The organism is Paenibacillus paludis, assembly GCF_042610515.1.
In the GTDB taxonomy this organism is placed as follows: domain Bacteria; phylum Bacillota; class Bacilli; order Paenibacillales; family Paenibacillaceae; genus Paenibacillus_AQ.
Genome location: NZ_JBGJZP010000005.1, coordinates 431,503 through 442,863, shown reverse-complemented (window position 1 = coordinate 442,863; position 11,361 = coordinate 431,503). Strand labels below are relative to the sequence as shown.

Sequence of the window (11,361 nt, the reverse complement as noted above, 5' to 3'; positions counted from 1 at the left end):
AAACGGGACTTTACTATCTGCGTGCACGGTATTATGATCCGAGTATCGGGCGGTTTTTAAATGAGGATACGGTTGAAGGGCAGATTGATAATCCGCTGAGTCAGAATCTGTATACGTATGTGAGTAATAATCCGTTGATTTATACTGATCCGACGGGACATAGACAAGAATGGGGCACAGGTGGAGCAGGAGGTAAAGATTTTGGATTCTGGCAAAAAGAGTGGAATTCTTTTAAAGAGGCAAATTCAACGTGGTATTCGGCAATAGACTTTTGGTCAATGGGGACTATGTCTCAATTAAATGACTATTATAAAATATCTCAGGAGAATCCGTGGTCTTTAGAGCATTTTCTATCGGCTGGAATGATATTTATAGAGTTAACTCCTCAAGGTAAAACAGCAAAATTAACGAATAAGGGAACCGATTTTATAAGAGGTGCACTAAAGACTTGCAATTGCTTCACTGCTGGAACGAAGGTCCAAACAGACGAAGGGGAGAAACCTATCGAGGAAATCGAGGTAGGGGATAAGGTACTTTCCAAGGATGATGAGACAGGCGAGGTAGCTTATAAAGAGGCTACGGCTACGTTCAACCACGAGACTGATGAGATTTATCAAATCCATGTGGGCGACCAAGTGATTGAATCGACCTTTAACCACCCATTCTATGTGGAAGGCAAAGGGTGGACATTCGTCAAAGACCTCAAGGTTGGAGACTTGCTTGTACAGAGCGATGGGAATACACTCAAGATAGATAGCATCGAACTGTTGCACAAGCACGTCACGGTTTACAACATGACGGTTGATGAGTTCCATACGTATTTCGTCAGTGACCTAGGGATTTGGGTGCATAATACAAATTGTAGTGTAAATAGTGTTACTAATCTTTTAGGCAAAATGTCCGAATTTACTGGTTCAACTAGAGAAAAATTGTTATCTGCTGTTCAAAATGGAGATTTAAGAAGTATAGTAAATGAACTGTATAGACCAGGAGGAAAGGTTGGAGATGGCGGAACTGCTGCTATACTAACACAAGAGTTTTACGATGGTACTTCAACGCATCTACTAAAAGCACAGCAACGGTTAAAACAGTTAAATGATCTAGCGAAATTCGGGAAACTTGGTCTTAATGATTTAGATATAGTTGATGCTTTAACAGATGATTTAGAGAAAGCAATAAGACTGTTTAAATAGAGGAGTTGGTGGTTATGAATAAAAAAACGGAAGAATTCTTGAGAAAAATGTTAGACTTCTTACCGTCAACTGATGATGCGTATAGAAAATCAATCGCGTTTCACGGTGAGGTGCTAGAAACTGTCATAATTGAGGACATCTTCATGCCTGAAATAATTAAACTATTAAGTGGGGAAAGAAACATCAATCTATTAGAAAGTATTTTTAATTATTTTGAAGAAGTATCTAATTGCGAAGATACTCAATTAAAAAACGTTTTTTCAGTTACGGTGTTGGAAATACTTGGAAATGACAGATCGATTCTAGGGACTGCACAGAAATACATGGGAACTAAAACGATACAACTTCAAATAGAAGCTGATAGAGCATTAGGTAGAAACTAGTCAGCATAGACTCATAAGATATTGACGGTTATCCATAATGGATAACCGTTTTTCTTTATTCCGAGGCAGAGGGGGGGCCAGTGCCGAATGTACTCATCATTCAACCAATAACAGATCTAACCCATGTAATGCTCGTATGAAAATTTCGCTATTTTGTTTGTACGCAAAGAAATGCTTGAATTTTATCACCTAAATAACGCTTTGGCGATACATTGAACAGGTTCATTATGGTCAGATACCACCATGATTGACCTGTATTTTGTTATCTTCGCTTTCTCACGTTTTTTTCGATATGTCTGCAACTGTAGAATACCCTAACTCGATAGAAAGGGTGAGAAGGTCAGAAGTCGTAACTTCTTGGATGGATAGCACGACAATTCCTAGTAAGGCGGCAAACTTGAAGTATCAACAGGATGAAGTCCGCTCTTATTGTCAGGAGCAAGGATGGAACTTGCAGGAAATCTTTACGGGTACAAAACCTAAAGGTTGGAGATTTGCTTGTTTCAAGTGATGGTACTAAACTAGCAATTGGTAAGATTGAAATAGCGCCGCGACAAACAACTGTTTACAATTTCATGGTTGTTGATTATCATTCTTACTTTGTATCCAATCTTGGGATTTGGGTGCATTATTGTACTATTCTTACCTCAGGTAAGAATTTTAAAAGTTATTATCTTGATCATAAAAAACTCCTTGAAAACTCCCTTGGCACCAAATACAAGAACTATGATGACGAGACAACTACAAGATTTTTAAGTGATCTTGGGAGTTTAATTAATGATGGTAAAGTTAAATTCATTGGGAATGCCACGTTACTACCAAATGGGGAGGTTTACAAAGTTTACCGTGGGAATGGTTTGACTTTGACCACAAAACTAAATGGTGAATGGCACACACTTTTGGAGTCGGGAGAAGGATTGGATAAAAAATTCATTTTTCAATAATAGAAGGTGGAGAACGCAATGTATTTGGAAGAAATAAAAAGTATAGTCCAGAATAATTTTTTGAGTAGCTTTTATGTAACCGGTGTAGTTCTACCCCCGGAAACAGAAAGTGAACTTGCGGAGTTTGTGCCTTATAGGAGTTACTTGTTTCTAGAATTTGGTGTTAACCTCATAAAAATTGAAGCGATTGAGCAGTACTCCAAACTTTCTATTTCAATAACTCCAACATTCAAAGTTAGGGTAGAGGTTGAAAATGCTATACCAACAAAATCAAATATTAGTGACATTATTTTTGATAATAGTTTGATTGATAACAAAGTTAGTCAAATGGAAATGTTTAATATACAAATAACAAATGAAGAAATTATTTGCGATGCACTTAGGTTATCTTTAACTAGTAGCACTAATAAACAGGAGTTATTTCTAGACCCTCAATTTTTCGGTATAAACATTGGAGGTTCCGGCGTAGAGGAGTTATGGAAGAATAGTCAACTAGAAGGATATAAATCAAAATCAACGACTATTAATTTTAAATGACCTAATGTTACTTCAAAGACCTTGAGGGCGGCAATCCTCAAGATCTTTCTTTTATCCCCACCCAGTACTGAATGAATCGGGCGGCACACCTTGAAAGAACTTAACGCTCATCACTTCCGTATGATATTTCTCTAAATATGCCTGTACGTACATGTAATGTGTTGAAAAATATCAATAAACGATGCAGTTGTTGGTGCGGTTTCAGGCATGAGTGGAGGAGTGGGGACACTCTTAAGTCCTCTCGTAGCAGGAGAAAGAATAGTCCAGCTACGGGTGTTGTAGCGGCAGCTTGTGGTATCTATAAACTATATCGATGGGCTACAAGTGATAAGCCGCTTAGTGATAAAGAGATTATTGATAACCAACTATCAAAAACACAAAAAGATCAAATCGACAAAATTGAAAAAAACTTAAAAGCTGTAAATAATAAAAAGCATCTTGAAGCATACGAAAAAGAGTTAAAAGATGGTTTCTTATATGATGAAGATGGTAAAGTGAAATTAAATCCTAGAAATGGTAAATCATGGAATCATATAAGGGAAGTTGAGCAATCAGAAGCCAAGATTGAAAAATTGATAGAAAAACTGAAAAATGCTCAAAGAAGCAAACTATTTATCGAGAATACTTCAGAAGTAACAAAAAAGGCAGTTCAAGATGCAATTAAAAAAGGACAAAAATTTCTAAATGAAGTAAAGAAAATTAGGGATTCGGTTAATCCATAGGAGAGAGAGATTATGAATGAAAACATAAGTGAACTTACAATTAATGAAATATCAAAATTAGAAGGTTTTACTGAGAATTTTGAGGTTGACGAAGATGTACCGCTTTCGGTTTGGTATAACAGTATTCAGAAGAAAAAAATAAAAAATTTAAATCATGGAGACATAGCGAAGTTGATTAGACAAACGATGCATCTTCAATACATTATTCCAGAAGCATTGAATAGACTAAGAATAAACCCTCTTGTTGGTTATTTAGGGGATGGAGAAATAATGGAAGCAATTGCGCAAGTTAACGAGAACGAATGGAATGAAAATTGGATTATTACAAGTATGCTTAGTTCTTTTGTGGAGGAATTTTTATGTTTAATAAAAAATAATGAACTGAATTTTCCGGAAGATAAAGAGGTATATTCTGATCAAGAAAGAGAAGAATACTATCAATTATTATTGAAAATTAAAAATACACTTCAAAAATCTAAACGCTAACTTTAAAAATCTTTTTGAATTACCAGACCATGTTGACTTGGTGTATATCTTGGAAATAAGAGCAACATCTAACAAAGTTATAGTAAATTCAAAAGAGCTGCATTTGCGCAGCTCTTTTGTTGTTCATGAGGTGTTCCAGGATTGAGTCGTTTACTTTCTTTATAGAGGTTTTGAAGAATTACATACATTTTTAGCACGTTCATCGAACGGTTTACGTGCCTAAAGAGTGTAGGATTATATTGTGAGAAAATTGGATAGGGAGGTAGGGCATCATTGCATATTGTACTTTTAGGCNTTCTTTATAGAGGTTTTGAAGAATTACATACATTTTTAGCACGTTCATCGAACGGTTTACGTGCCTAAAGAGTGTAGGATTATATTGTGAGAAAATTGGATAGGGAGGTAGGGCATCATTGCATATTGTACTTTTAGGCATCAAACCTGAACTTAGTGATCCGCGTTTCAGATTTCATGAGTGCGGAACGTGCGAGGAAGCACAAGAAGTATCATCTATTATTAAGCCCAAAATAATCCTGGTGTATGAAGATTTGGCCCAGGAATTCCTACCGTTCGCCCTAAGTATAGCTGTGAAGATGGTGGTGATTAGTGAGGCTTATCCGTTGTCACTGACAGCGGTACGGAGCTGGACTGCACTCGGAGCGGCTGATGTGTGGTCTAACCGGGAATGGCCAGCGCGGCTCCGGGATTCCATGGATGTGCAGAAGATCAACGCTGCCGGGACGACGATTCATGAACACAGCGAAATGAATAGAGCTGGGGAACGAACGGTGATTGCGGTAGGAAGTGTCTTTGAAGGTAGTAGATTACAACTACTATAATACAAGTTCCGCAAACTTTGATGCTGTCAATACGGGAATGCCGGTCTTAAAAGTGGACTCTATCCGAACTGTCACTCAGTTATCGAATAACAGCGTGGTCAACACTACCAACCATATAAATTGGATGGTTCTATTCCTGATTTTATTAAAGACTTATTCGGATGGTGAGGAAATGAATAGAGTTACAATTCACGAGAGCATTGTTAATAATAAGATTTTTGAAGAGTTTCAGACTCGCAATAGAATCAGTCTTTTCAACCACTCTGCTAATAGTTGTTCGATAGAAGACTTTCTTGCTGTTTCTTATGTTTTATGCCCTGACCTAATTGAAATCAATGGGTATATATTTATTGCTGATTTTTTCATTGAAGAGGGTGATGCCGCCATTGAAAAAGTAAAACGCCTAGAAATGCAATTTAATAATAATAAGATAGACATACAACAATGGGTTAATAGTTGGAGTTTCGCTGACTTCTTTATCGGGAATGTCACAGAAGGACTGGATAACAGCAAAATATTAGAACAGTTCGGAGAAATAATTGTATATTATTGGAGCAGAAGAGCTAAAGAGATTTTTCCGGAGAAAAACATAATTGTAGAAGTAGGCAATGAAATTATGGGTGAGCTTGGATTAAGTGTTACATTATATGAAGAATAATTCTCTATATAACCACATGTGAGTCTTATGCTCCATGTGGTTTTTTTTCTACGGTTGATTACTTCTCTAACCATCCTGATATTGGGTAATAAAAAGGTGAATGAGCTACTACTAGACTCGGTGTGAGTGTGGATGAATTCAATACGGATAAATGTGATAGTGTTGACACTACTATACTCAAATCTATCGTAGGAAAAACTGGTGAGGGGTGTTAAATGGATATTAACAATGTTATAGAATCACTTCAACAGAATGCGCTAAAACACGAGCCAGGTTCTTATAAGATTTTACTAAACTTATTTCAACAATTGTATAAAAATCATGATGATGAACATGAAATTGTAGGTTCATTCTTATTAGGACACATTAATGAATTGATTCCTGTTATCGCAGAAAAGATAGTTGAGTGGTTTTCAATAGATGATTCATATGGTCATTTTGATTATTTATTTAATGGTTTTGCTAATAATGACTTGTTGGATTTTGAGAAGACCTTACTTAATGTCACTGCTAAGTATGAAGTTCTTAATTATGAGATATTACAACATTTCTTTGAAAGAGGGATCTTTAGTAAAGACCTTTGGAAGGGGATTCTTAATCAAGCTGTTGATAAAGCACAAAAGAGATTTAGTTCAATAGTGAATAGCGAAGTGAGTTTTAACGATTACATCTCTTTTTGTAATTTATCTATCATGGGCATTAAATATTATTTAAGACAACAAGGTGTTAATAACGAAAGTGATTTTCAAGAGTGGAAAAATACGCAATTCCAAGATTATGAAAAGCTATTGGTAAAATCCTCAAACAGCTATATCCAATCACTTCGAAATTTAATAGCTTAATGAAATGAAAACTTTGATTACTATCACAAGTCCTGTGAGGGAATATTAACTCGAAACAAAGGAAAAGGGTTGATTCTTTTCCCTACTACACGGGTATGCGGAGAAGAAAGGAAATTAAATCCAAGCTCATTCGGCAATCCACAGCTGATATATACAACCCAAAGGCGGGAGAATATGAAAGTCTGGTTACGAATTTTACTGATACTCTCTATAATATTTAGTGCCTCGTCATTTGTTTGGTTTCTTCTAGGTTCAACAGCGTATTTTCAACGAGGTATGGATATTATAGGAACTACTTATTTATGGGGTGGAGGTATTCCAGTTTTATTGTTCGCTGTATTATTTATCGTAATACTTATAAAAGGATGGACTCCAACGAGCCGAGTAGATTACGTTGGAATCTGTCTTGTGGTAGTGTTATCAACGGTACTCTCTGTTGCCCTATTTCAAAGTGTCAGTACCCATGGTTGGGCGAATGAAAAGATAAAAAGTGACTCTATAAAATTATGACGGGAAATATTTACAGGAATGCTGATCGAGTTGTTCATGATGCCAAAAATGGAGAATATTATTATATTAAGGGAAAAGATTTGCTGAGAGTAAAGGAAAACGGAGATTTTGTCAGTTTGTACCCAGGGGCGGACTCTACAATAGTTAAAACAGCAATATCTAATGGGGGATGATAAAGATTGAGCGCAAACATAAATATTGTTTTATTTTCTATAGATTTTATAGACATTGAACATATAATTGAATCTTTGAATGTTTTAGGGTTATCAGTCATAATTCAAAAAGTTGAAACTATAAAGAATTGGGAATTCGAAAATTTAAAAGAACACACCTTAAAACTAAGCGCTAAATCACTTGAGGATTTAGTTGATTCTGGTGATATTGTTTTAATAAGTGGGTTGATAGTTGCAACGTACTTTTTTGGAATTATGATTAACAAACTTGAAAATGGTATTTTTGATATAAGGATATCTATAGACACAAAATTGATGAAAAGTTTAGATAATGAAATTATTTATAGTTATAATCAAAGTTTTTATGACGCCATTTCAAAAATCGTGCTTTCTGAAAAAATATCAAAGAATCTCTTACTTGCAACAATGGGAGTAGAATCAGTTATTGAATATGAAAATGTATTTAGAAATATCTTTGAAAATAGCCACAATATATTGAGGTGGATCGTTTCCAATGAGGAGATGGTTAGTGTGCTTAAAGAATATGATTATATAGAGAGTAATCCTTTTGTATGGGATAAGAAGTCCTAGAATTCATTTGGCCCTGGATAACATTCCAGGGTCTTCTTTTTCAACAAGGGCAACGCGATGTGTAGAATCATATACGGGACATCATACAGAAGCTAGACTTCAAGCTGAACACATTTACGGGCATTGATAATGTTACCGCTTCGGCAATCGTGGCGGAAGTCGGAGACATTACCCGATTTACCAGTGCTGACAAGCTAGCTGTGGATAAACTTGGTGATCGAATTGTCACAAGTATAAAGAGTTATGATATAGGTAAAAGCTATCAAAAGGCAGGGTCGTGGCTAAGTCAGTTAAAAAAAGATATACGAACTTTGAACGATCTAACTTCTGTTGAAGGAATAGGACCAAACGGTAAGAAAATGGTCTTGGATCAATCAATGTACGATAGCAAGATGTTTCAAATAGCTATACCTAACGTACAAATGAACTCATCGCAGGTTCAAGCTTTAATTGATGCTACTGAATATGCTAAGAACCTCGGTATATCAATTATTACTAAAATTATTAATTAAGGAGAAGATTCATTTGGTCTATTACATTATTTCGAGCTATCAGAATAAACACGGAGATATATTTTTAAATGCAACTGCGACAAACGATATAGGTCTTAATTCTTCTACAAACCGTATTGAAATACTTACTGCGCCAATAAATTACGGCAAGTTAGGAGAAGCTTTGGCCAAAATGTTTCAGGATTGTATTAGAAATCCCCATTGGTCGGAAGATATTGATGGAAGTGTAGATGAGGTACTTGGAATAAAACCATATAGTAAATTTAGAAAACTGCATCTGAATGTGATTATTACCATGGATCAAGATAAAAGTTTATATACATTAAAACCAACACTTCGAAAAAACAATGGTTATGTAAGCGAAGGAAAGAACTACATTACATTACCAACTGATTCTAGTTATGAATCATTAGGAGAAGCGGTTATAAACGCTTTTGAATCAGCTAGATAGGTACTTTTTTGCAACATGTGAGTCATTACTCCATGTGGTTTTTTGTCTTTCTAAAGCTCTACCCAGTGCCGATTGGATTTAATTGTGACTTGGGTTCCGAAGCTGCATTAAAACAGGAACAACGTTCTGGACGTCCGGCTGAAGTCACTCCAGTGGAAAGGTATAGGTAATCTCACTAGCTTGTCAAAAGACCAAGGAGATCGGCTATTCCTATGAGGTCCGGACACAGCGCCTTCTGGCGCAAGGGAGTCTCGTAAAGACGGAGCGGCGCAAACGACCGACTATGGTTACGACCCGCTGAATCGTCTGGTTTCGGAAGAGAAGATTGTCAGCGGTGTCTTTGTGGAACAAGCGAACTTTGTGCGAGGCGACCGGGTATTGGTGAAGAAGGATAAGAAGGCCTCGAAGGATTATTATTACCTGTATAATGGTCATGGTGACGTGGTGCAGATTGTCAATACGAGTGGAGAGGTCGTCAACAACTACACCTATGATGAGTGGGGCAATACTATCAGCCAAGTGGAAGGAATCTCTAATTCTTTCAAGTACACTGGAGAAGTGTACGATACTGAAACCGGCCTTTACTATTTGCGTGCACGGTATTATGATCCGAGCATCGGACGGTTTTTAAATGAGGATACGGTTGAAGGGCAGATTGATAATCCGCTGAGTCAGAATCTGTATACGTATGTGCACAATAATCCGTTGAGGTATGCTGATCCAAGCGGTCATAAGATTGAACAATCTTATGGGTACGATAAATTTTTAAATCCTGTTGCTAGGAAAGACGTCGAAGATTATCAAAGAGGTTGGCAACTCTTAGACCAAATGAGTTCTAAACAGTATAATAAATATGTTAAGGATACTGGAAAATCCAAAGCTTCAATGGCGGCTGGTGCAAGTGAGATACGGAATAATGCATGTAACTATCTTTCCAACGGTTGTATGGGAGGAACTGCGGAGTTTGCATATAGTGGTAATGGATATTTAGCTATTGACTATACCTCTGAGGAAGGCTTAAGTTCTACTTTAGTTTTGGATCAACAAAAGGGTATATTAAGTGAGAGAGACGCATTATTAAGACTAATATTTGATAGTCCTAATTTTACTGCATCGCTGAAATATATAGATACGACTAATAATAACACTATGTGGCAAAATGTGGGTGATCTAAGGGCGTATATGACTCAAAATGGTTATACATTTGGAGTTCCTCAGACAACAGATATGTTCAAGGTTAAGGTTTATAATCGAAGTGGCAATGTGGTTGGAAACCTCCACATAGGACAACCATTTAAAAATATAAAAGGAAACTATTATTATCGGGACCATTTCCATCCTGTAACAAACAATCGAATGCACCTATTTGGTGATGATGAAGAGTACCCTTGGTGAGGAGAATGAAAATGACAGTATATTATTTGGAAAATATCTTTCAAGACGATGGTGATCAGTTGGATTTTTTGTTGGATCTTGTTTTTAGTTTTCCACAAAGCGGTGAGTTCTTATATTTTGAACATGGGTATTATTATACAGAACCCTTTAAAGAAGGAGTTGAAACATTTAAAGATCATACTAATAGCTTATGGTATCGTCCAAGAGATCAAAATGAAGCGAGAAAAATGGACATGGATTTTGTTATAAATTGTGTTGTATTGACAAAGGACAAAGAGATGGATTCATGTAAATTCAAACTTAGCATTGTTGAAGCTCCAGAGTCTATTGAATTGATGGTTACAGAAATCAGACTAGGAGATTTTCAGGAATTACTTGATAACAGATTAAAAAAATTCCTGGAACAGGGAGTTAAAGTTTTAACAGAGGAACAATATAATGACATGATTGAAGAACAGTTTTCCAGAAATCAATGGGTATTTAAAAAAAATTAATATATTCTAAGATTACGAAATTATACAAATTAAGAAAAGGCATAAACCAACTCTTACAGTTCTAATACTGATATCCTACTTACCACATGTGAGCGAATGCTTCATGTGGTTTTTTTTCATGTAGAAAAGCATTTGACATCCCATTATAATCTGTTTGACGAATCAATTGTAAAATTTCTAAAAATGATTGATGTTCATTCAAGACAAATGTAAAATAAAGTAGTAAGACAAATGTCTTGGGAGGGTGATACGTTGGGCACAATTAAAAAACTGCCAGATGCAGAGTTTGACATTATGAAAGTGATATGGGCAAATAAGGCGCCAGTAACAACCAGTATCATTATGCAACAACTGGGAAGTGAAAGAAGTTGGAAGGCTCAGACAGTCGTCTCACTTATGTTGAGGTTGGCTAAACGAGGTTTTATCAGATCGGAGAAGAACGGCAAGGAAAACCTCTACTTTCCGCTTATTGAAAAAAATGACTACCTGAATTTTGAAACTAGCGACTTTATCGAACGCTTTCATGGAAATTCTTTTACAAGTCTGGTAGCAAGGTTATATGACGGAAACAAGATAAAAGACATTGACCTTGACCAACTGACAACGTGGCTGAAAGAAAAGAAGGAATAAT

General features: G+C 36.1%; 15 protein-coding genes. All 15 read left to right on the top strand.

Features of this window, described 5'->3' with window-relative positions:
- Positions 1–1,193 (top strand): polymorphic toxin-type HINT domain-containing protein (locus ACAN56_RS12875; protein WP_379143213.1); only part of this gene is annotated, 1,193 nt, incomplete at its 5' end.
- A 14-nt stretch (positions 1,194–1,207) separates the two neighbouring features.
- Positions 1,208–1,576: a DUF7674 family protein gene (locus ACAN56_RS12870; RefSeq protein ID WP_379143211.1), complete on the top strand. Its 369-nt coding sequence runs from the start codon at positions 1,208–1,210 to the stop codon at positions 1,574–1,576.
- 413 nt (positions 1,577–1,989) lie between these two features.
- Positions 1,990–2,520: a polymorphic toxin-type HINT domain-containing protein gene (locus tag ACAN56_RS12865; RefSeq protein WP_379143209.1), complete on the top strand. Its 531-nt coding sequence runs from the start codon at positions 1,990–1,992 to the stop codon at positions 2,518–2,520.
- 18 nt (positions 2,521–2,538) lie between these two features.
- On the top strand, positions 2,539–3,057 hold the full coding sequence (locus ACAN56_RS12860) for a hypothetical protein (protein WP_379143207.1): 519 nt from the start codon (positions 2,539–2,541) through the stop codon (positions 3,055–3,057).
- 137 nt (positions 3,058–3,194) lie between these two features.
- Positions 3,195–3,779, top strand: coding sequence for a polymorphic toxin type 28 domain-containing protein (locus ACAN56_RS12855; protein WP_379143205.1), 585 nt, complete (start codon positions 3,195–3,197; stop codon positions 3,777–3,779).
- Positions 3,780–3,791: 12 nt separating this feature from the next.
- Entirely contained in the window at positions 3,792–4,265 is a 474-nt protein-coding gene (locus tag ACAN56_RS12850; protein ID WP_379143203.1) for a contact-dependent growth inhibition system immunity protein, read from the top strand.
- Between the two features lie 413 nt (positions 4,266–4,678).
- The gene (locus ACAN56_RS12845; protein WP_379143201.1) at positions 4,679–5,104 is read left to right on the top strand and encodes a hypothetical protein; all 426 of its coding nucleotides are present in this window, start codon (positions 4,679–4,681) and stop codon (positions 5,102–5,104) included.
- Positions 5,076–5,762, top strand: a complete 687-nt coding sequence (locus ACAN56_RS12840) for a hypothetical protein (protein WP_379143199.1) — start codon at positions 5,076–5,078, stop codon at positions 5,760–5,762. Before ACAN56_RS12845 ends, ACAN56_RS12840 begins: the two co-directional genes overlap by 29 nt.
- Before the next feature lie 215 nt (positions 5,763–5,977).
- Positions 5,978–6,604: a hypothetical protein gene (locus tag ACAN56_RS12835; protein WP_379143197.1), complete on the top strand. Its 627-nt coding sequence runs from the start codon at positions 5,978–5,980 to the stop codon at positions 6,602–6,604.
- A 689-nt stretch (positions 6,605–7,293) separates the two neighbouring features.
- Positions 7,294–7,878 (top strand): hypothetical protein, encoded by a 585-nt coding sequence (locus ACAN56_RS12830; RefSeq protein ID WP_379143195.1) that lies wholly within the window; start codon positions 7,294–7,296, stop codon positions 7,876–7,878.
- A 71-nt stretch (positions 7,879–7,949) separates the two neighbouring features.
- Positions 7,950–8,390 (top strand): endonuclease toxin domain-containing protein, encoded by a 441-nt coding sequence (locus ACAN56_RS12825; protein WP_379143248.1) that lies wholly within the window; start codon positions 7,950–7,952, stop codon positions 8,388–8,390.
- Between the two features lie 13 nt (positions 8,391–8,403).
- Complete coding sequence (locus ACAN56_RS12820) at positions 8,404–8,841, top strand: hypothetical protein (RefSeq protein ID WP_379143193.1); 438 nt, start codon at positions 8,404–8,406, stop codon at positions 8,839–8,841.
- Positions 8,842–9,183: 342 nt separating this feature from the next.
- On the top strand, positions 9,184–10,236 hold the full coding sequence (locus ACAN56_RS12815; RefSeq protein ID WP_379143191.1) for an RHS repeat-associated core domain-containing protein: 1,053 nt from the start codon (positions 9,184–9,186) through the stop codon (positions 10,234–10,236).
- 11 nt (positions 10,237–10,247) lie between these two features.
- Positions 10,248–10,730 carry a hypothetical protein gene (locus tag ACAN56_RS12810; protein ID WP_379143189.1) on the top strand — a complete coding sequence of 161 codons (483 nt, stop codon included), beginning with the start codon at positions 10,248–10,250 and terminating at the stop codon, positions 10,728–10,730.
- Between the two features lie 252 nt (positions 10,731–10,982).
- Positions 10,983–11,360: a BlaI/MecI/CopY family transcriptional regulator gene (locus tag ACAN56_RS12805; protein WP_379143187.1), complete on the top strand. Its 378-nt coding sequence runs from the start codon at positions 10,983–10,985 to the stop codon at positions 11,358–11,360.
- Position 11,361 lies beyond the last annotated feature (1 nt).

Coding starts and splice junctions, on each gene's coding strand:
- ACAN56_RS12870 (WP_379143211.1), top strand. CDS start 1,208: ATGAATAAAAAAACGGAAGAATTCTTGAGAAAAATGTTAGACTTCTTA.
- ACAN56_RS12865 (WP_379143209.1), top strand. CDS start 1,990: ATGAAGTCCGCTCTTATTGTCAGGAGCAAGGATGGAACTTGCAGGAAA.
- ACAN56_RS12860 (WP_379143207.1), top strand. CDS start 2,539: ATGTATTTGGAAGAAATAAAAAGTATAGTCCAGAATAATTTTTTGAGT.
- ACAN56_RS12855 (WP_379143205.1), top strand. CDS start 3,195: ATGCCTGTACGTACATGTAATGTGTTGAAAAATATCAATAAACGATGC.
- ACAN56_RS12850 (WP_379143203.1), top strand. CDS start 3,792: ATGAATGAAAACATAAGTGAACTTACAATTAATGAAATATCAAAATTA.
- ACAN56_RS12835 (WP_379143197.1), top strand. CDS start 5,978: ATGGATATTAACAATGTTATAGAATCACTTCAACAGAATGCGCTAAAA.
- ACAN56_RS12810 (WP_379143189.1), top strand. CDS start 10,248: ATGACAGTATATTATTTGGAAAATATCTTTCAAGACGATGGTGATCAG.